Genomic DNA, 24,052 nt, shown 5'->3' on the forward strand with positions numbered 1-24,052 from the left:
AATAATCAACAAAAAAAACTGGGATCACTCCCAGTCATCTTGGATATCAATATTTTTACAACAACATCACTAAATATACTTCACCACAAAAGCCACGCATACTGTTATAAATTCGCTTAGCCCGTGACTCGCTGTGACAGAGGCCAAAAACGGTCGGACCAGTCCCACTCATGTGCGCCATATCAGCGCCTAATTTGAGCATTCCGTCCTTAAGCTTTTTAATCTTAGGATATTCCTTCATTGTTACTGGTTCTAAAACGTTCCCCATTTTGGCAAAGGCATGTTGCCAATGTTCCTGCTCAATGGCCTCGAGTAACCCTTCGTTGTCCAAATGCACAATTTTTTCATAATTAATTTGACGCAGAATCGTCGGCGTTGAAACACTGACGCTTGGTTTGGCAATGACCGCCCAGTAATGAGGGCACTGCGGTAACAAACGGATTTGTTCTCCATGTCCCGTCACGTGGGCAGTGTGACTATAAATACAATACGGAACATCTGAATCAATCGTCAATGATAATTCAGCCAGCTCATTCAAGGATAAGCCCAAATTCCAGCCACGATTGAGGCCACGTAACACTGCAGCAGCATCTGACGACCCACCGCCCAAGCCAGCCGCCACCGGGATATTTTTCTTAATGCGCACCGTGACTCCTTCTGGACGGTGAAACCTGGTCTTTAAGATATGTGCAGCTTGATAGGCTAGATTACGTTGGTCATTCGGTAAAAAGCCGCTATCAGTGTATATCTTAATCGTTTGTGGTCGGGTATGAATATCGATGGTTAAATAGTCTGCTAAATCAATCGAGTTCATCACCATGTTCCATTGCGGCGAACCATCTAGGTAGCGCATTGGTGTATCCAATGACAAATTGATTTTCGCAGGTGCCTTCTCCGTGACAATCATTGCCTCACCCCTCCCTCAGTTGTCTATTTTCTTTTTATAGTAACTTGCTTCATCATTTAAGGCAAGAACAATTCAGGAGGAGCTGTGGATAAAAGCGTCACGAATAAACAAATAAGCTCCAGCACTGATCAAAACCAGCTCTGGAGCTTACTCTATGTTCTTTTTCGTAATCTAAATTATTTGTTTTTCATGCAGTCCATTTGCTAACTGAATAAATTGCAAAAGCGAGAGGGTTTCTGGCCGATTGGTGCTGGCAATCTGAAGATGATCTAAAACGTCTTTGACCGCTTGCTGTTTTGTTTTGTCTTTCCCCATTAATGGTTTCAGATTGTTCCACAAGTTTTTTCGCCGGTGGGCAAAACAGGTCTTAATCAAACTAAATAGCTTGGCTTGATCGAAAGGCTGCTCCGTAAGCGCTGTGGTGCGTGGTGTTAATACCACGATGGCAGAATCAACATTGGGCGCTGGAACAAACGAATGCCGAGATACGCCAAACGCAAGCTGTGCGGTCATCGAGTATTCAATGGCTAAAGTTAAAGCTCCATACTGCTTAGTCCCAACTTTAGCCGTTAGCCGCTCTGCAACTTCCTTTTGCATCATGACACAAATGGCTGCCCATTGCACAGAGCTATTAAGCAGGTTCATCAAAATGGGACTAGTAATGTAGTAGGGTAAATTAGCGACCACTTTAACCGGTCGACTTGGATCAGTAAACTCTTCTTGAATCAACTTCGGTAGGTTTGCCTTCAAAACATCTTGATTAATCACCTTGACATTCTTATACGGTGACAGAACATCCGCCAAAAGTGGCAATAAATCAGTGTCAATCTCCAAGGCTACGACTTCACCAGCTGATTTAGCCAATTGTTCGGTCAAGGCCCCCAAACCGGGCCCAATTTCAATGACATTATCTTGTTTCGTAATCTGGGCAGCATCGACAATCCCCGTCAGCACGTTCAAATCAGTTAAAAAGTTTTGTCCAAACCCCTTTTTGGCATGAATCCCGTACTTTTTAATGATTTCGCGAGTCCGTTGACTACTCCCAATTTCACTTTTGGCCATCTTCATCCTCCTGATTGACTTGTACCATTGCCTTTTGAAATTGTGTTCGAGAGACCCGAAAAACGTTCAGCCGTTTTAGCATTTGCTTTCCGTTACCGTAACCAATTCCCAAAATTTGTCCTAATCGTTCACGACGGTACCGAGCAGTCGCACCACCAACCAAATTGGCCTTTACCATATCAGTTCGGGTAAATTCGGGCTGATCAACCTCTTCTTCAGTATACAAATTACTAAGAGCTTTGCGAATCACCAGCTGCGAGGCATGTTCCACCCCCAAACTGCCGTGCGCTTCTGTCGGTACACCTTGCCGCCGTTGAATAAAGGCGTGCTTCACTCCCGGAATCGCTTGACTGATCATTTTGCGCAGCCGTTCCCCGTTGAAATCCGGGTCGGTAAAAACGATCAAGCCACGCTGCGCCTGGAGCTTCTTTAGTTGCTCAACATCAGCTAACGATAAAGCAGACCCGTTTGTTTCAAACGTGTCTGCATCTACCGCCCGCTGAACTTGTTTCGTATCATCTTTGCCTTCGACAACAATGACTTCTTTAATCTTTTTCATGTGGGACTCTTTCTTTAAATAACCGATCAGCATTTTGATAACTTACCTGGGCAATCGTCTGTGGTGACTCGTCTAATAACTCACTTAATGCCAACACCGTATAATACGTAAAACCAGGTTCATTCTGCTTGCCCCGGTAAGGCATGGGCGTCAGATATGGTGCATCCGTTTCTACCATCATCCGATCTAATGGCGTTACCTTTGCCGCCTCATGCACCGCGGTTGCCCGATGGAAACTCACCACGCCACTGTATGAGAGATGCATCCCCAACGCTAGAAATTTACGAGCCCATTCGGCATCACCAGCAAAACTATGCATAACCCCACCAAAGTCGCCAACATGATTAGCTTTAAGAATTTGGTAGGTATCCGCTAGTGCTTCTCGACAATGAATGGAAACCGGTAAATGAAACTCACGAGCTAACGTTAGTTGTTCTTCAAAAACCCGCTGTTGGACTGCGCGCGGACTAGTATCCCAGTGATAATCTAAGCCAATCTCACCAATACCAACTACACGGGAATCCGCTAACTGAGCTCGAAGTGTAGTTTGGGCTTTTTGATCATAATCCTTAGCATCTTCCGGATGCCAGCCAACGATGGCGCGCAGTTCAGAATACTGATGCGCTAATTGAAGCGCGCGTTCATTCAGGACCTGATTTGAACCTACCATATTCATCGTTACTACGCCATAATGACGCGCCCGAGCCAGGTAAGCCGGCACGTCATCATAAAAACAATCATCATTCAAATGAGTATGGGAATCATAAATTTTTAATGGAATGACTGGACTAACCATTCTGGACTCCTTCACAACCGCTTAATTAGCCAATTTCTGAACCAGGAACCAGACTATCTGGCAGAATCAGCAATTGAACCTCACCATCATGTTCAGCAGATAGTAACATTCCTTGGCTTAATTCACCACGCATCTTTCGTGGCTTCAAGTTGGCAACAAATGCTACCTTCTTCCCAACCAGCTTTTCATGTTCTGGATACCATTGTGCAATTCCAGACAGAATTTGCCGACCTTCTGGTGTGCCATCGTCAATTTGGAATTTTAGTAATTTATCCGCTCCTTGAACGTGACCAGCGGCTTTAATTTCACCAACTTGTAAGGCTACTTTATCAAAGGCTTCAATCCGAATTGCTTTCTTTCCGGTCGTCTGCTCTTGTTCCTTCTGTTGAGCTGCTTTCTTGGCTTGTTCCATTACCTTACGCCCCTTTTGCTTGGTATTAGCCGTCATTTGGGACTTCAAGAAAGCAACTTCTTCCTTTACATCACGCCGCGGGAAGATGGGTTTCCCCTTCTTAACCACAATGATCGTTGCCGGAAAATCATTAAATGATAAGTCATTCAGGGTTATTTCAGTATCTGCTAACCCTAATTGTTGCAAAATTTCCTTTGGTGCATTGGTCATTGTTGGTTGCAAGAGTGCTGCAATAAACCGCAATGCTTTTGCCAAATGAGTCATAACATCAGATAATTCAGCTTTTTTATCCTCATCCTTAGCTAATACCCAAGGTTCGGTTTCATCAATGTACTTGTTGGCCCGGGAAATCAATTTCCAAACATTAGCTAAGGCTTCTGCAAAGTGACATTGATCCATCAAATCACTGTATTCGGCAAGTACATCTACGGCGGTTTGTTCAAGATCTTGGTCATATGGCGTCGTTGCCGTGTTGGTCCCCTGAACTTGACCACCCTGGTACTTATTAATCATCGCTACCGTCCGGTTAAGCAGGTTTCCGAGGTCATTAGCCAGGTCAAAGTTTACTTTATCAACAAAGTCTTCCGGACTGAAAATTCCATCATTACCAAATGGCATTGCTCTCAACAGGTAATAACGTGTGGCATCTAAACCGTAACGTTCCACTAAGGTTTGTGGGTAAATGACGTTTCCCTTTGACTTGGACATCTTGCCGTCCTTCATCGTTAACCAACCGTGACCAATGACATGCTTTGGTAATGGCAGTCCAAGGGCATGCAGCATGATTGGCCAATAAATCGTGTGGAAACGGACAATTTCTTTACCGACCATGTGCACATCTGCCGGCCAGTACTTCTTAAATAAGCTGTCGTCATCTGAACCGTAGCCAAGCGCCGTAATGTAGTTTGACAGCGCATCAATCCACACGTAAACCACGTGTTTAGGATCATTTGGCACCTTAACCCCCCAATTGAAGGAAGTTCGCGTCACCGCTAGATCTTCAAGCCCTGGTTTCAGGAAGTTATTGACCATTTCGTTCATCCGCGTGTGTGGTTCAATGAAATCCGGATGTTCCTTGTAATAGTCCATTAACCAATCGGCATACTTGCTCATCTTGAAGAAATATGATTCTTCTTCGACCAATTGAACTTCATGACCCGATGGTGCTTTCCCGCCGATAACCTTACCATTATCATCACGGTACACTTCCGCAAGCTGACTTTCCGTGAAGTATTCTTCATCATCCACTGAATACCAGCCGGTATACTTGCCCTTGTAAATATCACCTTGATCCAGTAGCTTTTGGAAAATCTTTTGAACTGCCCGTTCATGATAGTCATCTGTAGTCCGAATGAACTTATCGTTGGTAATATCTAAAGTCTTCCATAACTTTTTAATGCCCGCAGCCATTTGGTCAACGTACTCTTGGGGCTTCATTCCTAACTGTTCAGCCTTTTGTTCAATCTTCAAGCCGTGTTCGTCCGTCCCGGTCAAATAAAAGACATCATAACCAGTGAGTCGCTTAAAACTAGCTTCTGCGTCGCAGGCAATTGTAGTGTATGAATTTCCAATATGCAGTTTGCCAGATGGATAATAAATCGGTGTTGTAATGTAGTATGTTGGTTTGGTGTCAGCCATTCCGCATTCCCTCTTTCTCATGTGGTAATTAAAAATAGTATAGCAAAGAACACCCAAAAATTCGATTATTACCGCCCATTTATTGGGTACGGCTTAAAAAAGGTCGAGCTGTTTGGGATCTCGGGGAACTAGTCCACAAAAATGCAATCCCATAATTTTCTGTAAGGTTTGCGCATTTGGTGCAGCATCCCGTCCAGAGTTATTGTTAAAGATTACGCAAACCTCTCTTGGTGCTGGCTGTAATGCTAAAATACGTTGACTCAGGTTTCGCAACTGTTCATCAGAATACCGGTATAAAGTCCGCTTCTTTCGCCATTCCTGTCCTGGGTGATTCCATCCCTGCGTATTCCGTCCATGAAGACGAATCAGTACCAAATTCGGATTAGTAGTGGCCAGATAAAAGGGCACCGAGGCTTCAATCTGGTTAGGTTCATCCGCAGCCACCAACGTCAGTTTTAAGTCCTGACAATAGCCAACTAATGATTTGACCACTGCCGAGCGATACCAACTCCGATTTCGCAATTCAATGGCAATCGGTAACGATCCCATCCACTGACGGACCTTCATCAAGTACTCAATATTTTTTACTGTGGCATCAAATTGTGGTGGAAATTGGAAGAGGACTGTTTTGAGTTGATTAGTTGCCAATAATGGACGAAGGACCTGCTTAAAACGCGCAAACATTTCCGGTAATGAAATTCCATCTGGCGTTACCGCTCGTGGATGCTTCGTCATGGATTGGTGGGCTTTGACAATGAACTGAAAATCAGGACTCACATCATTAATCCATTGCTGCACCGTTTTTAATTGGGGCAGCGCGTAGAAAAAGGTGTCCACTTCGACTGCTGGCAAATACTGGGCATATTCCCGCAAGGTCACTGGCCGTGGTTCATTGATAAGTGCGGGATGCTCCGTCCAAGTCGTCAAAGCGAGTGTCGTCTTCATCTAATCCCTCCTTTTCTAAATAAGAATTTGGACTCATTTACTCATAATTCGGCTTTTAATTAAAAAACGCTAAGTGTATATTTTTAACTATATTCAGGCGTTTTATGCATAATCTATCATTTCGTCACGAAAAAACAGTAATTAATTGCACTCGACTGAATAGCCTTCAGCATTCATTTTTTATTACTTTCTCATAGTACCACAAATCCCTTTAAAACGGCATTTCTTCGTGTTATTTTAAGGATGAAATGAAAGGAGACGATAGTTATGTTTAAACACTTATTACACCGTTTACCAACCACTCACCAGATAAGTCAGCATGAACGTAAGGATCGTCTGCCACGGATCTGGAAAGTCGCGGGTAAAACCATTAATTTTAGTTAACCAAAAAGGGAGCGTGACAGAAGTCATTTATGACTTCGTTTTCACGCCCCCGAAAGCACAAATAGGCCTCCAGAGTTCGGCTTTGCCGAGCACTGGAGGCCATTTGTGTACTGCGCTGTTCGCTTTTTATTAAAGTAATCGTGTTTGTGTCACAACCCCCTTTTACTTATGCAGTCTTCATTTCGTGACTCACTCCAAAAGTAATAAAGAATGAAACGAGCATAAAAAAGGCCACTACTAAGTATGGTGCCTGGTAGTTCATATCAAGTAAGGCTCCAGAGAGCAGTGGACCAACAATGTTGCCAATGCTTGTTAATGACATGTTAATCCCGTTCAACAACCCCTGATTACTTTCACTCATCTTGGTCAGTAAAGTCGTAATTACCGGGCGCAACATATCAAAACCTTCATAAACCACTAACGTGGCCACAAATAACTGCCAGTGAGAATGATCATAAATCACAATCAGCGTCCCGATCACACTAATGAAGAAGCTCCACCGAATAATCTGGACTTCACCGAACCAAATCACAAGGTGATCAAATAAAAAGACTTGCAACAGCAAAGACAATACTCCATTCACAGTTAAAACAGCCGCAATGGTAGTTAGATCGAAATGGTGAACTTGGTTAACGTACAGACTATAAATGCTTTCAAAGCCGGCCAGGCCAAAGGCAGAGACGAGAATCATTACGAAGAGAACCACCAGGGCCGGGGTCATCATCTTTTTCACGGCATCCCAACTACTGCCGGCCAGCTCTTCATCTGCCCGCTCGGTATGGCTTTGCCGCTCTTCTTGTTCATCCGCCGGCAAGGCAAAGAACGCCACAATGGCACTAATAATGCCCAAAACTCCGGCAACCCAAAATGGCATTTTATAGCTAATGTTGGCCAGCAGACCACCAAGTCCGGGGACGAGCATTAAACCACCACTAAAGGCCGCAGAAAGGCCATCAACCGCCCGTGACAAGTCAAATAGCCAGAGCTTACTAGTCGCAGCAAAGACAAATTCAGCGAGGCCGAAAACAATCAGCCCCCAAACTAACATCGGTTTTCGACCCGTCCGATCAGAAATACGGCCTATGATCGGCGAAGCAACAAATTGCACGAGGGCAAATAGCGATGACATCATTCCCATATCAAATGCCGAAAAGTGATATTCATTCCGGATAAACGGCATGACCGGGAAAATGAGACTCATCCCTAAACAAATTAAAAATTCACAAAATAAGACAATTCCAATTGTATATTTGACCTGTTTACTCATTGAATCGCCCTCCTTTCGTCTTAGTACGTACAAAGAAGCCCCCAAAGGTTGGCAAGCCATCTTTGGAGACCACAATTTTATTTTAAATTCAGTCTATCATTTAACATCTAATTCAGCAAAGTATTTAGTGGCATCTGCTTGAATCATTGTAAAATCAACTGGCAAGTTTAAAGTTTGTTGGTTAATGGCCAACACTTTAGCTGCTGGATTAGCATACTGCAGTAACCCCGCAAATGGATATACTTTCATGGACGTTCCGACAATAACAACCAAATCGGCATTGGCCATCGCATTCACTGACTGTGAAATGGCCGCTTGAGAAATTCCTTCATCGTATAACACGATGTCTGGGCGTAAGCTTCCTCCATCCTTCTCATGAATCCGACTCTTTAAATAATCGGCCACTGGAACTGTTTCATGACATTTTTCACAGTAGACGTGGTAAAGATTGCCATGAAAGTCGACTAAATGCTTCGTTCCTGCTTCTTCATATAAATTATCAATATTCTGGGTAATTACGGTTGCCCGATCCTGCTGCGTTAACGCCGCCTGTTTTTCATGAATCACATTGGGCCGTGCATCCGGAAAGTACAGGTTCTGTTTGCAGTAATTGTAGAAACCCTCAGGATCTTCCACAAAGTAACGGTGGCTCAAATAGTATTCCGCATTTTTATTTTGCGTATACAAGCCGTTAGCAGAACGAAAGTCTGGAATCCCGGAAGCCGTGGAAACCCCCGCACCTGTTAGAAATACGATGTGGTTTGCATCATCAAAAAGTTGTTGTTCTGCGACTGCCATTTGATCACTTCCTTACAATAAATGGCACGTTTAGTTCCTTTAATAGTTGTTCCACTGGTTCGTCGTACATCTTAACAAATGCTTGGGCACGATCTTTCCCTGCGGGCCCATGTAAGGTAAAGGAATTTTGATGGTCATTCCGCCGAAGGCCAATGTAAACATCATCATGTCCCTGCCGATCCTTCATATCTGAATGGAAGATTTCAAAGACCTGCCGGACCTTAAGCCGTAGTTGTCGCGCGCTTAATACAGGCGAAACCGTTGTAAATTCATTATTATGCAATGCTGGCAGTCCCCACTCAAGGAGTTGCGCATCAAAGAGCTGATACAATTTGACGATTTGTCGCCGCATTTCAAATGGAGAATCAATCCGTCGTTCCGTAATTTGATCATACATCTTTTGGGCAGCTGCGAATGCGACTGGATAATCAGTGGTCAGTTGATCCTTAAATTGGTCAATGTGGTCACCATAAAAAACCAGTGCGTCTAGTAGCGTCAATAGCCGAAGTGTCCGTTCATCGTCATCGCCCTGGTCGTTTTCTTTAGAAATTGTAGCTTGAATTCCTTTTAGATATTCGGCTTCGACTTGTTCATCAATCAAGCCGTGCTTCCGTTGCTCAGCCACCACCACCCGGTGCATTGCGACGTCATATAAATCAGTTGACATAATCATCATTTGTTCATCCAACTGTTCATCACCAAGTGAGAGCTGGAAGAAGATCTGCGGAAAGCCCCGCAGAAGCATCAATAAATGCAATAATTCATGGGAAGCCGTATAGTTTGGCGCCGTCATGTCAGTCACCGTAATTACTAAACCGCCTGGCAATGTTGTTTGCCGAGCCTGATCATGACGAACATAGCCAACGGGTTCCTTATCTTGATCAAATTGCACGAAAACACTGCCCTCCGGATAAAGCTCATTGACCGCATCCAACAAGCTTTGGGCTTCCTGGTTTAATTGAAATGGTTTCGGCATGTTATTGCTCCTTTCGTAACTGCTGTAATAGTTGCTTAGCGACCGCTGTATCGACTTTCGGCACGGTCCGCAATAATTCCGTTAATGGTTCAATTTCATTAGTATTAGCACCGACACTAATTGCAAGTGAACGATACTGTAATTTCATATGACCGGATTGAATGCCCGTCGTGGCAAGTGCCCGTAATGCCGCTAAATTTTGCGCTAAGCCAACACTGGCGAGCACCGCACTGAATTCTTGCGCACTTTTAATCTGACTGATTTGATAATTAACTTTGGATTGAGGGGTCAATTTGATGGATCCACCAACCACCCCCACCGTTAATGGAATAGTAAGCATCCCTTCTAGCCCATTATTAACTAATCGCCACTGACTTAAGCCACGATACTGACCGTCACGGGCCGCATAGGCATGGGCGCCAGCTTCAACCGCACGCCAATCATTACCGCTGGCGATCACCGCAGCATCAATTCCGTTCATAATTCCCTTATTATGGGTCACTGCGCGGTAAGGATCTGCTTGCGCAACTTCACTCAACTCTGCAATCCGTTCAGCAACTTGGTGCCCCGTCATTTTCTTTGTCGCAAGCTCGTCATTATGTACTAAACACTTCACCGTTTGCACAGCATCAACTGCATAATTGCTCAAAATCGCTGCTAAAACATGCCAGTCATGTTGTTGACAATATTCACCAACGGCTTCTGCCATCGTGTTCACACTATTGGCCCCCATGGCTTGATCAACGTCAATGAGAATGTCCAAACTAAGGAACCGTCCAGTGCGCCGCACCTGATAGTTTTTCGCACCCGCTCCCCGTTTTTTCATCGATGGGTGTGCATCATTAGCAACTTGCAAAATAACTTCACGATTTTTTTGACACCATTCACTAAACTGCTGCTCATCCGCATCACTAATCAGAACCTGGCCACGCACAATCCGGGTTTGTGGATCAGCTTGAAAGCCACCACTGGCTGAAATCCGTTTGGCACCATTACATGCAGCAGCAATTACTGACGGTTCTTCAATGGCCATTGGGACAACATAATGTTGGCCATTCACCTTGAGCTGGATTGCTACCCCTTCTGGGAGCTGATAGTCCATCACGTAATTTTCGATCAATTCGTTATTAATTGACGTGGTCTGGTCGCGTAACGTTTGTTCTTCAGTTGACGTTAACTGACAATGTTTCGCAATCAACCGCTGCCGTTCAGTGACTGATTTTTGGTAAAGTCCTTTCATCCAATCATTACGCATGATCGTCACCATCCCGAGTTTGGCGGCGCTGAATATACTCTGTAATAATTCCTTCACGAACCCCACTTTCCGAGAAAATAACCCGGCCATCACTGTTGCGTTGTAAAAGGCAAATCAGAGGCAGCATTCCACCAACGATGATGTCCGCCCGATCACTTTCCAAACCTGGCATCTTTTTTCGCTGGGCAAGATTCTTACTTAATAACTCCCGGTAAGTAGAATAGACAATCCGTGAAGTTAAACGATAACCATGAATTCCCCGGTACTTTGACCGTCGGTGAGTCTTGCTCATCCTTGCAAGTGTCCGGTTGGCACCACCTAACAAAACAATTGGTACCCGGTTAGCGTAACGTAGCCAGGGCACCTTATTGTAGCGTTGCGTCACCATTGTCTGGGCCCGAAACAACTCAGCTGCTCGAACAAAGCCTCCCAGATGGAATTGTTCTGAAAGATTAACCGCGCCAAATGGCAAAGAAATCATATCCCGAGCCTTCCGGTGCTGGACCAAAACTAACTCACAACTGGCCCCACCAACATCTAAAATTAAGCAGTGGTCCAATTTAAGTGTTCGAACAACCCCTAAATAGTCGTAATAAGCTTCCTGACGACCCGACAAAACTCGTAGTTCAATGCCAGTCTCATTTTTAACCCGAGCTAAGAACTCCTGCTGATTGCGTGCTTGGCGAACCGCTGCCGTGGTAATGGCAATTACTTGCACATTGTTAAAGCGTTCATAGACCTTTTTAAAACGCTTCAGGGCAGCAATGGTATGGTTCATCGCCTTGGTTTGCAAGATTTTTTCGGGGCCCATCCCTTCAGAGAGTCGTGTATTTTCCTTGACCCGCTTAATCTCGTGAAACGTTCCATTTGGATTGATCTGGGTTATTGCTAACCGTGCGGAATTAGACCCTAGATCAACAATCGCGAGGTTCTCCACGACCCATCACCTTCTTTTTGATTTTTTTGTCGAAAATATACCCTTTTAATGGTACCATGATATTTCTTCACTAACATTAGTAAAGTTAACCTATTTCAAAAAAATTATCCCACTAAGCGTCAGCTGCTCACTATGTTAAAATAAGTAAGTTCAATTATCTGTCAATGGAGGTCTTGGCATGGCAACTACAAATGAAAAAATCGTTGAACAAGCACGTGTTGATCAAGTCATTCAAAATATTGATCAGCAAATTCAACAGACCAAGCAAGCCAGCAAAGCGGCGCATCAAGAAACTCGCGCGGTTGAACAAAACTACGGTGAAAATGCCTCAATCAACCGTTACGAAATTGATGATATTGCTGAATCTCGCTCCGCTCTGGAACAACAACGCCAATTGGTTGCCCGGGCTACCGAAAATGAAGACATTCTCAAGCGGCAGTTAGCCACCCTCCAAGAACTGCACAAGTCACCTTACTTTGGACGGATCCAAATTCAAGAACCAGGCAGTGATGAAGTTGAAACCCTCTATATCGGCATCGCCTCATTGATGAACAGCGATAAGACCGACTTTTTAGTTTATGATTGGCGAGCACCCATCTCCAGTGTGTACTACAACGGAACTCTCGGAAAAGTCACCTATGATACACCAGCAGGTCCACAAACGGTCAAACTCGTGCAAAAACGTCAGTTCACCATCGTGGATGGCAAGATCACTAACATGTTTGACACTAACGAAACGGTTGGCGATGAAATGCTTCAGGCAGCGCTTAGTCAGCAAAATGATCAAACCATGCAAAACATCGTGGCCACCATTCAGCAAGAACAAAACGATATCATCAGAAATACCAGTAGTGACCTCCTCGTCGTCCAAGGGGTAGCCGGCAGTGGGAAAACTTCGACAATTCTGCAACGAATTGCCTACCTGCTCTATCACGCTAAGGAATCTTTAAACGCCGACCAGATTGTCCTGTTCTCACCTAACCAGCTTTTTAGTCAATACATTTCTGAAGTGTTACCTAGTTTGGGGGGAACGCAACATGCGGCAGGTCACCCTCGCTGGCTTTTTAAAACGACGTTTTGAAGGGCTCAATGTGGAAACCATTTTTGATCGGTATGAACAGCAGAATCATGCTCCTCAAGCCGGCCAGCACTTTCTTGAATCGGCTGCCGCAATGAAAGCAGTGCAACAGTACTTAAGTGAATTGCAGACTGGCCAGCAACAACTCAGTTTTACCGATATTAATTTTCATGAACGAGTCTTCTTCAGCGCCCACCATATTGCAGACATTTTCAACCAGCAGCCAGTGGCAATGTCAATACCAGACCGGCTCATTCGCACCAATAACATTCTCATCCGCGAAGTGCAAAAACGTTCCCGTCAAGAGGCCCAAAAAGATTGGCTGCAAAAAGAGCTTAATCAGCTCGACACCCAGGAAATTCACCGTTTAATGGGTAAACATACTATTGATGATTTCCCTGATGAACAGGCTCAAGCTCGTTATTTGGCTCGTCGACTAGCTCATCAGCGGCTGCGCGTCGTTGCTGATGCAGTTTATAACAATTACTTCTTAGATTTCAGTAGCCAGTATACTGATTTCCTTCATCATCTCCACTGGCCGGCAGCAGTTCCGACTGCAACCCGACATACCATTATTGAACAATACCGCCACGCCATTGAATTTCATCGGTTGCCACTAATGCATACCGCACCACTCATGTACTTACGGGACCTCATTACCGGGAACGGGCAAAACCGAGACTTCCAATTCGTCTTTATTGATGAAATGCAAGATTACTCCTCCGCGATGCTAATCTATCTTCACCACACGTTTCCAGAAGCCCGGTTTACGATTTTGGGTGATAGTGAACAAGCGCTTTTCTATCCTCTTCAACTCCCTGAACAGTTGCTAAAGACCGTGGCTGAAGATCTTCAAGCGCGCCATCCAAAACTAATCACCCTCCGGCAAAGCTACCGGTCAACAACTGAAATTACCAACTTTGCTAAGGCCCTCCTCCCAGATGGGCAACAAATTCATGCCTTTACCCGCCATGGGGACATCCCAATCCTGGCGATGACCTATAATGATCAAGAATGGGCAGCGCAGTTGGCGAAACTGGCCCAGCAAGAACTCCAGTCCTTCCCGACGGTGGCGATTCTAACTAAAAATCAAACTCAGGCGCAAAAGGTCTACCATGCTCTTTATCGAAAAGTCTCGACTCTTTCCCGGTTAACGAGCCACGACACCCAACTACCACATCGTGGTGTGGTCATCCTCCCTGCTTATTTAGCCAAGGGATTGGAATTCGATACGGTGATTTTATCAGACGTGAGCCAACAGGCATTAGGCAAGCAAGCTACCGGCCTACTGTACACCATGGCGACCCGGGCCATGCACCGGTTATCCATGATCAGCAACGGGCCTGTGAGCGACGCCTTTACTGAGACTGCGACTCGCCAACTGGTGGTTAATCGTGAAGCAATGGAAAAGGGGGAATAATTATCAACCAACACCAAATTAAATTTGCTGAACAGATCTTTAAATTGCTCAGTAACGAAAAACGGATTCGAATCCTCTATTTACTGGAAAATCATTCATTCAACGTCAGTGAGTTAAGTGAACAACTCGAACTTCCCCAACCAAGTGTCTCCCATCAATTGGCTCTACTTCGCCAGTACCAGTTGGTCCAAGCCCATCGAGATGGTAAACAAATTTTTTACACCCTTGATGACCCCCACATCATCGAAGTGTTAAATGATATGCTCGCGCACGTTCAACATACGATGAATCATCGTGATCATTGGAATCATCAAATCTAAAACTAAATTGGGAGTGAGACAAAAGTCATCAAATCGGACTTTCCAGCCGATTTGATGACTTTGTATTCGAACCCCCGCAAGGATGGCTAGGTTGGTCAACCGCTGATTCATCAGTGGTTGAACTGCCAGCCAGCTACTGTGCTGTTACATTTTTACCTTAAAAATAGTAAAGAGGTTGGGGGTAATTCCCAGTCTCTTGTTTTTTATAAACATATGTAATATATTGAATATGTTATATAAAGGAGATGTCAACATGAATTTAACTTTGATTACAATTACATTTTTGACGGTTAATTTGGATTTCTTCGTGATCTTACTCTTCTTATGCCAGCACTTTGCGCTACGGGATGTTCTGAGCGGGTATCTAATGGGCCTGTTAATTTTAATGACCAGTGCCTTTTTAATTGGGCAAACCTTGCAGCACTTTCTTCCAGAATGGTTGCTAGGTCTTTTAGGACTCATTCCAATTTGGACGGCCCTGCACGATCGTGACGAAGAATTTCAAATTAGTACCCAGCGTCGGCCAATTCTCACCACCCTACTGACTTATCTATCTGTCTGTACCGGGTGCAACTTGTCACTCTTTTTACCCGTCCTCGCCAATCAATCGTGGATCACGTTTGCGCTGACGATCGCCTACATTGGTCTACTCACAATTCTGATTGTCTTTTTAATTAACTGGATCCGCCAGTTCCAGCTCGTCCAATCTTTAATTCGCCGCTGGGGAGAACCACTAATGAAGGTTTGTTACATCGGGATTGGCATTTATGTTCTATTCGATAGTGGTTTAGTTCACCATTTAATTACTTTTATTTAGTAAAATATCCTTGGTTTATTCCGGCAACCGGTTTATAATTAAATTTCAATTAGAAAGATATGGAGGTTGTGATTATGGATCAAAAGCTCAAGGTCGGCGTCATTGGTGCCACCGGAATGGTAGGCCAACGCTTTGTTACGCTATTGGCGAACCACCCATGGTTTGAAGTAACTGTGGTGGCAGCAAGTAAACACAGTGCTGGACAAAAGTACGGTGACGCAGTCAAAGACCGGTGGAAGATGGGCGATACCCCAATTCCTGATGGTGTCAAGGATCTCACAATCTTGGATGCGGAAAATGTTGATGAGGTTGCGTCCCAAGTTGATTTTGTCTTCTCGGCAGTCCACATGTCAAAAGATGAAATTCGCAACATCGAAGAAGAATATGCCAAGCATGAAACCCCAGTTGTTTCTAACAACAGTGCTCACCGGTGGACCCCGGACGTACCAATGGTAATTCCGGAAATTAACCCCGAACATACTGACATAATTAAGTATCAACGGCAACGGTTAGGAACGGAACGTGGTTTCGTGGCGGTTAAGCCCAATTGTTCTATTCAAAGCTATACCCCAGCACTGGAAGCCTGGAAGAAGTTTGAACCAACCCAAGTGTTGGCATGTACTTACCAAGCAATTTCTGGAGCAGGAAAAACATTAGAAACGGCTCCTGAAATTCAAGGCAACGTCATTCCTTACATTCCTGGTGAAGAAGCCAAGTCTGAAGATGAACCACTGAAGATCTTCGGTCACGTTGATGATGACAAGAAAGCCATCGTCAAGGCAGAAAGCCCCGTCATTACAAGTCAATGTTTGCGGGTTCCAGTTTTGTATGGTCATACCGTAGCTTCCTTTGTAAACTTCAAGCAAAAGCCAACTAAGGAAGACTTAATCCAAGCATTGGAAGATTACAGTGGAGTTCCCCAAGAACTGAACTTGCCAAGTGCGCCTAAGCAATTCATCCAATACTTAGAAGATGACTTCCGGCCACAAGTACGTTACGATGTTAATTTCGAACACGGCATGGGAATTTCAATTGGACGCCTTCGTCCAGACAAGCTTTTTGATTGGAAATTCATTGGTTTATCCCACAACACGGCACGTGGTGCTGCTGGTGGTGCGATTGAATTTGCGGAACTACTAAAGGCCCAAGGTTACATTCAACCAAAGTAATGATATTAAAAAGACAACCGTAACGAGAAATTAATCCTGTTACGGTTGTTTTTTTATACTGTCCGGTTCCATAAAAAGCTGTTCAATAACGCGTTCACGTCTGGATTGGAATGCAATCGACTGTGCGATGCCTGCTTGCCTTTCATCTCCTGTTCTTGATAGGACTTTGCACGAGAGGCAACCAAGTAACGCATTGATTGCGCCGATTGAACGGTGAGGTCACCATCCGTTCCTGAACCCTTATCTCCATAAATATTCAGCACCATCGCCGAACGTGGATACGTTTTGCGTAGCCCTTCTAGATAGCGATATTGCTTCGTAACGTTATTCAAAGGATGACCATTTTTGGCTAGACGATCATGATTCTTATTCGTGTCAGCCATGACCAGGCCATTAAAGTGACCAGCAATCGCCACCTGCTTATTCAAACTGGGCAGACGCTGATCATCACCATATTGCCGTAGATAATACATAATCGCCATGTTCCCCATCGAATGACCTACTAAATTGATCCGCTTAAAACGGTACTGATTTTGTAACGTGACAATCACGTTCCGGACCCAGCGGCCATCCGTTCGATAGTTACCGTTCCGTGGATTATCAAAATTCACTTCGACAATTGGATTCGTACTCTTGGCCTTAATTTCACACTACCATTTGGACGGACATTGGCCCGGATCACCGCATTCTTGCTCGTAATTCCTTCTTTAACCGCCCCATTCACCATATATTCTTCAGCGTGGTAACTGCTTCCATAGCCGTGGAAAAATAATGTAGGCGTTCCAATTGTCGTTCGCCCGTTAACGGGGTGATACGAAACAGTTTTAGCAAATAACCGACCAGAGTAATAACTAAAACCTAATCCAGCAACTACCAGAATCACCAGTAGCCACCACCATCTTTTTTTCATCCTAATCCTCCTGGGCACCGTGCATCCGGTGAAGCGAATGTTTCAAAATAAACGGTGCTAAAATCGTTGCTAAGACAATAACAGTAATGATATCTGAGTAGTATTTTTCTGACAGTAAGTGGGCTTGAAAACCAATTTGGGCCGTAATCAATGACATTTCACCTCGGGCAATCATCCCGCTCCCGATAATGTAACTACTGTTGAGGTCAAAGCCAGTTAGCTTAGCACCGCCCCCACAACCTAGGAGCTTCGTCAGACAAGCTAGTACGGTCATCATGATGATGAACCACAATGAATCCAGGAAGTGGTCAAAACGCATACTTAACCCTACATTCACAAAAAAGATCGGAATAAACATCGCATAACCAATCGGAACAAAGCTGCGGTTAATTACTTCTTTTTTCTTCGTATTCGCAATGGCGATTCCCGCAAAGAATGAACCAACAGCCCCGCTCAGGTGAACGGCATCCGCTAAAGCGGCCATTCCTAGACATAAAATCATCGCCACAACGCTCGGTGCCGCGGTCGTCAACAAGTCAGAACTGATTTCCATTAAATATGGTGCCAACCACCGCACCAAAAGGTAAGTACCACCAAAAAAGATCACCTGTAAAAGAATAACTAATGGCAAACTCATCCGCTGTCCTGATTGGCCATTCATCATACTAATCAGGATACTCAAAAGGAACACACCACCGATATCGTCAGCGACGGCTGCCCCTAAAATCGTGGCCCCTTCTTTACTGCCAAGTTGGTTGTAATCCCGGAGGACCGCTACAGAAATACTGACTGAGGTTGCAGAAAAGATCACCCCGATAAAGAGCGATTCAAACCACTGCATTCCGTACAGGTCAGCGGCCACGCCCATTACGACAATCGGGAGAATCATTCCCATCAAGGCAACCACTACCGCTGGTTTTAGGTACTTTTTGAGCAAGCTCAAATCACTTTCTAAGCCGGCAATGAACATTAAAATAATGACCCCAATTTCTTGAAACTCATTAATCATGTGGGTCTGGGTAATCCATCCAAAAACCGCGGGACCCATCACAATACCGACTAAGATCTGTCCGATCACATCAGGAATTCCCATCCGCATACTAAAGTGTGAAACAACCTGAGTGACTAACAAAATAATGGCTAACGTTGCAATAAAGTTCATAAAATCCTCCGTGATTTAGTGGCTACCAATTACTTGGTGTCGCGACGTAGTCATCAACGCCGTCCGGATTGCCGGACCATTTGAATTTGTCATACCAAATAGCGTGTTGCTGTTGGTGTAAGGCGTCAATCATTAACATTTCGTTGGTGCTCAAAGTGAAATCAAAAATATCAGCGTTTTCCTGCATTCGCTGTTCGTGCGTCGTTTTCGGAATGGCAACAAATCCGTGTTGGAGGCTCCAACGTAATTCTACTTGGGCAGTCGTCTTGCCATGCCGTTGGGCAATTTCATGAATTCGTTTATTTTGAAGCAACTTTCCGTTACCAAGTGGAGACCAGGCTTCTAGCTGAATCCCTTGTTGTCGACAAAATTCGACAATTGGGCGTTGCAAAATGCCTGGGTTGAATTCAATTTGGTTAATGGCTGGTAGAACCGTTGCGTGATCAATCAAGTTGATCATCCGGCCATTATCGAAATTGCAGACCCCAATGGCACGTGCCTGACCATCCTTCAAGATGGCTTCCATGGCCCGCCATGTTTCATTAAACTTACCATTAACTGGCCAGTGCTCTAACAACAGGTCGACATGGTCCGTCTGGAGATCCTTAAGTTGGCCTTCAAAGCCGCGCCGAACGCGATCATAATCCCCCTGATCACCGTTAAAAATCTTGGTAGTGAGAAAAATTTGCTCCCGGTTGACGATACCAGCTGTGATGGCATCTTGAATTCCGGCACCAACACCGGATTCATTTCCATATTGCTTGGCCGTATCAATCAGGACGTAACCATTTGCTAAGGCAGTTTTAACCATTGCCCGCGTTTCATCTAACGGTGTTTTCCAAACCCCTAAGCCGAGCTGTGGGATTTTCACACCATTATTTAATGTAATTTTTGGCTGTAAATTTGTATTCATCCTCGACACCTCCTATTAACATTATAAACTGATTAGAAAAAATTATATAGAAAAAGTCGTCCAGTCGCTAAAATGCAACTAGGCGGCTTTTACCTACCCATTTTCCTGAATTCTTTGCACCATCTTTTGGTAATCGTCATCAGCAAAAATTTCCTGATGAACTTGGTTACTCAATGCTGCAGCATCGCTAGCAAATGAATAAACCGGTCGGCCATTATTGGCGAAGCGCTCAATCCAATCCTGATACTTAGTTTCCCGATTAATATCGAGGTAGGCTGTACAATCATGCATTAACTCTGCAACTCGTGGTTGGGAGATGCTGGCGTAAACATGAACGTTGTGGAAACGCATGTAGTTCAACAAGGTTGGGCTAACTAATGAGAAGGCCGCCACATGAAATTCGTAATCCGGTAGCGCCTGTGCCAATTCGGCTAAATGAATCATTGAATCGGACGCGGTCAGGGTGAAAAACTTGCCCTTAACTGGCTTCGTCAGTTGTGGCAATTGACCATGCTGGGTAATGGTTGACCAGTCTAAACTATGATATTGCCACCACTTTTCTCGCATTCGACCAGCGGACTGCAAATTCCACGGTTTGTCGGGAGAAGCATAGTGAATAATCTTTGGTTGAGGACAATTAAGCATCTTTTCAAAATACCCCGGCGCATTCCTAGGAGCTAAGGAAACGTCTCGATCATAACCAATCACATAGTTATACTCCAAGCCTAATTCTAAATACCGGTGATTAAAGAATTGATTTAAAACCGTCTGATCGGCATCTGAAATCCCCTTTTGCTGTGCCGCGACCAGCATGTTATCGACCAATTCGGGATCCTCGCGCAGCTTCATGTTGTTGAACAGAATAATTCCAGCATTAAAAATATCTGCTAAGAAGACATCATGGACCGCCGCAATTGGATAATCACCAAGGTCCATTGTCCACAATTCGCTAATGCTTTGATCAACAATCGCATCACTATCAATGTACAGTGCACGATCTTCAGTAACCAGCCGTGGAATCATTAAACGTCCATAGGTAATCTTACTAATGTGGGCTTTAGGCGACTCAGCATTACTGAATAATTCTGGATTAATCTTTAAATCAACTAGCTCACTACCAAGCTGCTTTAACCGGAGATTTAAGTTAAAAAAGTACTCTTGAGGAATATCTGAATTAATTAAATAAATTTTGACACGCCGCAAATGGTACACGATCGACTTAATTGTCGTGGTAATTTGCTCCGTATAATGATTGTCACCAGAAAGGACAATCGCTCTTTTAGTTCCCATTAGATTTCTTGCTCCTTTGTTAATGCATCCAGCACCGTTAGTGCAGCCGTTGCTCTTTGATAGTAATCATAATCACTAACTCGTTGTGCCTTGTCCCTTAAATCAATTAATGCCACCCGTAAATTCTCATCCAAATAATGATAATTAATGTTGATTAAATTCATTGTGCTTATTTGCTCTTGTAAACATTGGACTTTTTCATAAGCTTTAGCCATTTCTTGGACACGCGTTTGCGCTAACGCTGGTCGATTAATTGTCAGATTGTAGTCAATTTGATTAGCAAACGAGATCCGGTCGGCTCCCAAACAAGCCTGCCATAATACCATCGTGTCTTCATAATAGGAATAATTTTCGGGAAAACGTAATTGATTAAAAAGGTGGCGTCGATAAAGCTTACCCCAAACGCAATCATTCACTGCGTTTAAAGACGGGCCGATTTTTCGTAACCATTCAGCAGCTGAGTATCCTCCATTAAATCTCGCATCTTCGGGTGGCAGACTGGTCAAAATAAAAAATTGATTGGTTGCCGCATCACGAATTTTGTAAAAAGAACTCGAAATATCGGCATGATATGCTTGGAGTTGCACTACTAAGTTCATAATATAAGATGATTCGATAAAGTCATCTCCATCGACAAATGTTATGAATTCACCAGTTGCATTTTGCAGACCATTATTACGCGCACTGGCAACTCCTTGATGCTTTTGCGTAATCACTTTTATTCTCGAGTCTCGATGAGCAAACTGTAATCTAACCTGAGCGGTATTATCTGTCGAACCATCGTCAATCACAAGCACTTCTAAATTTAAGTACGTCTGATTGAGGATACTTTTTAAACAATCGCTTAAGTAAGCTTGAATGTTGTATGTCGGTACAATCACTGTTACTTTATCCATTGCTACTCTCCTCCCGCTTGTATTTTTCAATCAAAGAGAGCCGGTATGCAGCCTGATCACGCATATTCGCATTCTTATAGTTATTTGCTATCAATTGCTTTAAATTACTTTTGTACTCATCGTTCATAAACTCAGTATTTAAATTGGAGAATCCCAATAGTGCAATAGACTCATTCATCGCTTTTAATACCGCATACTTGAACCCGTTGTCTCCTGCTTCCGTAGTAATTGAACCAGAATGGTTTTTCCTATAAACATAGGTTAATTTATTTTCAAACGAGATTCGCTTTGCGAGAGTCACTAATTTCCAAGTGGTAAAGGCATCTTCACAAATCATATGTTTTTCTGGGTAGCGCACATTATTAAATAATTCCCGTTTATAAAGTTTCATATTGGCATTATTGAAAGTCATATTTGGCGCATTAAAAAATGTTGTCAACCATTCTTCAGGTGAATACACACCATCATATTGAGTACTTTCTGGCGCTGGATCAAGCATGACATAATATGACTTACTATCATCGTGAAATTCTTTATTAAACGTTATCGCAATGTCCGAATCAGATCTTTTTTGCTGATTAACCAAGGTCGTCACATAATCTTGATCTACAAAATCATCACCATCAATAAACGTTAAAAAACGTCCTGTAGCAATCTCAATTCCGCGGTTGCGGGCGGCACCACAACCACCATTTAATCCGTTAATAATTTTAATACGCGAATCACGATCAGCATACCTTTTCATAATTTCCAACGAAGCATCCTTGGAACCATCGTTTACCAGAATAATTTCTAAATTAGAGTAATCCTGATTAATAATACTTGTTAAACATTCGTCCAAATACTTTTCCAGATTGTATATAGGGACAATTACCGAAACCTTATCCATTTTTTCACCTACCCGTTAATAATTATAACAATTTAGTAGCAAAAGGCGTGAATCACTGAATATTTTCAGCGGTTCACGCCTTTCCTACTTTTCTATTTGTCGATTAATCCTCATCCTTTTTCCGCTTCGTCATTGCTAACAATGCAATCATTGTTGGCAAAGTACCAAGCAAGGATGCGATAAATCCATTACCGTTACCAGTTTGTGGCAACTTAGCTTGACTACCATTATTAACCGCAGTTGCCGATGAATGAGTAGGACTCAGCGTCGACGTATTTGCGCTTGGTTTATTCGTCGTTGGTGTTTCTGGTGTTACTGGAGTAATTTGACCAGAATTACCATGAGCATGGTAGTAAATATGAACAATCGAACTGATATCAGTTGGGTGAACCCGCAGTTGATCAATAAATGATGGATCTGCATCGTACCCAGTGATATTTGGCACTGCAAATGCAGGCAGATCATAGTAATCTGCATCCCATGCTCCCCAATCAGTCTTGTTCAAACTGTTATCACGCAATCCATGACGAGTAAATGTTGCCTTTTGAACAATTGATTCACTCGTGCCATTTGGATAATGAACAATGATTGTCCGGGTAACATCAATACTTTGCGTTACCGGTTCAATAAATGCTGCGCTGGTTGAAGTACTGATGGATGCACTCGTTGAAGCGCTGATCGATGCACTTGTGGAGGCACTTACCGATGCGCTCGTCGATGCAGATACCGACACACTAGTTGAAGCACTGGTTGATGCCGAAACTGAGGCGCTTGTTGAGGCACTGATCGAAGTACTCGTCGAGGTGCTAATTGAAGCGCTGATCGATGCACTTACTGAAGCACTTGTCGAGGCGCTAGTTGATGCCGATACCGATGCACTTGTTGAGGTGCTAATTGAAGCACTCGTAGATGCCGATACTGAGGCGCTCGTTGATGCGCTGACGGATGCACTAGTTGAAGCACTAAGCGATGCGCTTGTTGACGCACTGACAGAAGCACTGGTGGATGCACTTGTGGATGTACTAATCGAGGCACTGATTGATGCTGATACTGATGCACTCGTTGAGGCTGATACCGATGCACTCGTTGATGCACTCGTCGAGGCACTCACTGAGGCGCTCGTGGAAGCGCTGATCGATGCACTTACTGACGCACTCGTTGATGCGCTGACTGACGTGAAGTGAACCCCCATAGTTGGACAAGGAGTTCCAACTATGGGGGTTTTACTATGACTAAGTTTAGTTTAGAAATT

The 24,052-nt window shown here is 44.0% G+C and carries 21 protein-coding genes and 2 pseudogenes; 5 read left to right on the forward strand and 18 right to left on the reverse strand.

Annotation, left to right across the window (positions count from 1 at the left end):
• Positions 1 to 55: 55 nt before the first annotated feature.
• The 11 genes from ispE to AC1EKL_RS07595 form a co-directional block, all read right to left on the reverse strand.
• Positions 56 to 907, reverse strand: a complete 852-nt coding sequence (ispE, locus tag AC1EKL_RS07545) for a 4-(cytidine 5'-diphospho)-2-C-methyl-D-erythritol kinase (protein ID WP_480189476.1) — start codon at positions 905 to 907, stop codon at positions 56 to 58.
• Positions 908 to 1,078: 171 nt separating this feature from the next.
• The gene (gene rsmA / locus AC1EKL_RS07550) at positions 1,079 to 1,975 is read right to left on the reverse strand and encodes a 16S rRNA (adenine(1518)-N(6)/adenine(1519)-N(6))-dimethyltransferase RsmA (RefSeq protein WP_480189477.1); all 897 of its coding nucleotides are present in this window, start codon (positions 1,973 to 1,975) and stop codon (positions 1,079 to 1,081) included.
• Positions 1,956 to 2,528 carry a ribonuclease M5 gene (gene rnmV / locus AC1EKL_RS07555; RefSeq protein ID WP_480189478.1) on the reverse strand — a complete coding sequence of 191 codons (573 nt, stop codon included), beginning with the start codon at positions 2,526 to 2,528 and terminating at the stop codon, positions 1,956 to 1,958. Before rnmV ends, rsmA begins: the two co-directional genes overlap by 20 nt.
• Positions 2,515 to 3,324, reverse strand: coding sequence for a TatD family hydrolase (locus AC1EKL_RS07560; protein WP_480189479.1), 810 nt, complete (start codon positions 3,322 to 3,324; stop codon positions 2,515 to 2,517). Before AC1EKL_RS07560 ends, rnmV begins: the two co-directional genes overlap by 14 nt.
• A 25-nt stretch (positions 3,325 to 3,349) precedes the next feature.
• Complete coding sequence (metG, locus tag AC1EKL_RS07565; RefSeq protein ID WP_480190266.1) at positions 3,350 to 5,374, reverse strand: methionine--tRNA ligase; 2,025 nt, start codon at positions 5,372 to 5,374, stop codon at positions 3,350 to 3,352.
• 93 nt (positions 5,375 to 5,467) lie between these two features.
• A complete protein-coding gene (locus AC1EKL_RS07570; protein ID WP_480189481.1) occupies positions 5,468 to 6,319 on the reverse strand; it encodes a DUF72 domain-containing protein in 852 nt (283 codons plus the stop codon).
• Between the two features lie 550 nt (positions 6,320 to 6,869).
• Positions 6,870 to 7,970: an MFS transporter gene (locus AC1EKL_RS07575; protein WP_480189482.1), complete on the reverse strand. Its 1,101-nt coding sequence runs from the start codon at positions 7,968 to 7,970 to the stop codon at positions 6,870 to 6,872.
• Between the two features lie 96 nt (positions 7,971 to 8,066).
• Entirely contained in the window at positions 8,067 to 8,768 is a 702-nt protein-coding gene (locus tag AC1EKL_RS07580) for an NAD-dependent protein deacylase (RefSeq protein WP_480189483.1), read from the reverse strand.
• Positions 8,769 to 8,772: 4 nt separating this feature from the next.
• Positions 8,773 to 9,744 (reverse strand): IpaB/EvcA family protein, encoded by a 972-nt coding sequence (locus AC1EKL_RS07585; protein WP_480189484.1) that lies wholly within the window; start codon positions 9,742 to 9,744, stop codon positions 8,773 to 8,775.
• A 1-nt stretch (position 9,745) separates the two neighbouring features.
• Positions 9,746 to 10,999 carry a hydroxymethylglutaryl-CoA reductase, degradative gene (locus tag AC1EKL_RS07590; RefSeq protein WP_480189485.1) on the reverse strand — a complete coding sequence of 418 codons (1,254 nt, stop codon included), beginning with the start codon at positions 10,997 to 10,999 and terminating at the stop codon, positions 9,746 to 9,748.
• The gene (locus AC1EKL_RS07595; protein WP_480189486.1) at positions 10,992 to 11,936 is read right to left on the reverse strand and encodes a Ppx/GppA phosphatase family protein; all 945 of its coding nucleotides are present in this window, start codon (positions 11,934 to 11,936) and stop codon (positions 10,992 to 10,994) included. Before AC1EKL_RS07595 ends, AC1EKL_RS07590 begins: the two co-directional genes overlap by 8 nt.
• A gap of 178 nt (positions 11,937 to 12,114) precedes the next feature.
• Here AC1EKL_RS07595 and helD point away from each other — a divergent pair.
• The 4 genes and pseudogenes from helD (at position 12,115) to asd (ending at position 16,740) form a co-directional block, all read left to right on the forward strand.
• Positions 12,115 to 14,434: pseudogene (gene helD / locus AC1EKL_RS07600) on the forward strand (RNA polymerase recycling motor HelD).
• A gap of 17 nt (positions 14,435 to 14,451) precedes the next feature.
• Complete coding sequence (locus tag AC1EKL_RS07605; RefSeq protein WP_480189496.1) at positions 14,452 to 14,754, forward strand: ArsR/SmtB family transcription factor; 303 nt, start codon at positions 14,452 to 14,454, stop codon at positions 14,752 to 14,754.
• Positions 14,755 to 15,007: 253 nt separating this feature from the next.
• A complete protein-coding gene (locus tag AC1EKL_RS07610; RefSeq protein WP_480189487.1) occupies positions 15,008 to 15,571 on the forward strand; it encodes a cadmium resistance transporter in 564 nt (187 codons plus the stop codon).
• A 74-nt stretch (positions 15,572 to 15,645) separates the two neighbouring features.
• On the forward strand, positions 15,646 to 16,740 hold the full coding sequence (gene asd, locus AC1EKL_RS07615) for an aspartate-semialdehyde dehydrogenase (protein ID WP_480189488.1): 1,095 nt from the start codon (positions 15,646 to 15,648) through the stop codon (positions 16,738 to 16,740).
• 53 nt (positions 16,741 to 16,793) lie between these two features.
• On the opposite strand, the pseudogene AC1EKL_RS07620 reads toward asd, so the two are convergent.
• The 7 genes and pseudogenes from AC1EKL_RS07620 to AC1EKL_RS07650 form a co-directional block, all read right to left on the reverse strand.
• Positions 16,794 to 17,650 (reverse strand): annotated as a pseudogene (locus AC1EKL_RS07620) (alpha/beta hydrolase).
• Position 17,651: 1 nt separating this feature from the next.
• Entirely contained in the window at positions 17,652 to 18,812 is a 1,161-nt protein-coding gene (locus AC1EKL_RS07625) for a cation:proton antiporter (RefSeq protein ID WP_480189489.1), read from the reverse strand.
• 22 nt (positions 18,813 to 18,834) lie between these two features.
• Positions 18,835 to 19,725 carry an aldo/keto reductase gene (locus AC1EKL_RS07630; protein WP_480190267.1) on the reverse strand — a complete coding sequence of 297 codons (891 nt, stop codon included), beginning with the start codon at positions 19,723 to 19,725 and terminating at the stop codon, positions 18,835 to 18,837.
• A 93-nt stretch (positions 19,726 to 19,818) separates the two neighbouring features.
• The gene (locus AC1EKL_RS07635; RefSeq protein ID WP_480189491.1) at positions 19,819 to 21,015 is read right to left on the reverse strand and encodes a glycosyltransferase family 8 protein; all 1,197 of its coding nucleotides are present in this window, start codon (positions 21,013 to 21,015) and stop codon (positions 19,819 to 19,821) included.
• Entirely contained in the window at positions 21,015 to 21,911 is an 897-nt protein-coding gene (locus AC1EKL_RS07640) for a glycosyltransferase family 2 protein (protein WP_480189492.1), read from the reverse strand. The genes AC1EKL_RS07635 and AC1EKL_RS07640 overlap by 1 nt, the downstream gene beginning before the upstream one ends.
• Entirely contained in the window at positions 21,904 to 22,800 is an 897-nt protein-coding gene (locus AC1EKL_RS07645) for a glycosyltransferase family 2 protein (RefSeq protein ID WP_480190030.1), read from the reverse strand. The genes AC1EKL_RS07640 and AC1EKL_RS07645 overlap by 8 nt, the downstream gene beginning before the upstream one ends.
• Positions 22,801 to 22,903: 103 nt before the next feature.
• Positions 22,904 to 23,479 (reverse strand): mucin-binding protein, encoded by a 576-nt coding sequence (locus tag AC1EKL_RS07650; RefSeq protein ID WP_480190031.1) that lies wholly within the window; start codon positions 23,477 to 23,479, stop codon positions 22,904 to 22,906.
• Here AC1EKL_RS07650 and AC1EKL_RS07655 point away from each other — a divergent pair.
• A complete protein-coding gene (locus AC1EKL_RS07655; protein WP_480189498.1) occupies positions 23,385 to 23,984 on the forward strand; it encodes a DUF445 domain-containing protein in 600 nt (199 codons plus the stop codon). The genes AC1EKL_RS07650 and AC1EKL_RS07655 overlap by 95 nt on opposite strands.
• Positions 23,985 to 24,052 lie beyond the last annotated feature (68 nt).

The organism is Limosilactobacillus sp. C0001E2 (genome assembly GCF_056590915.1).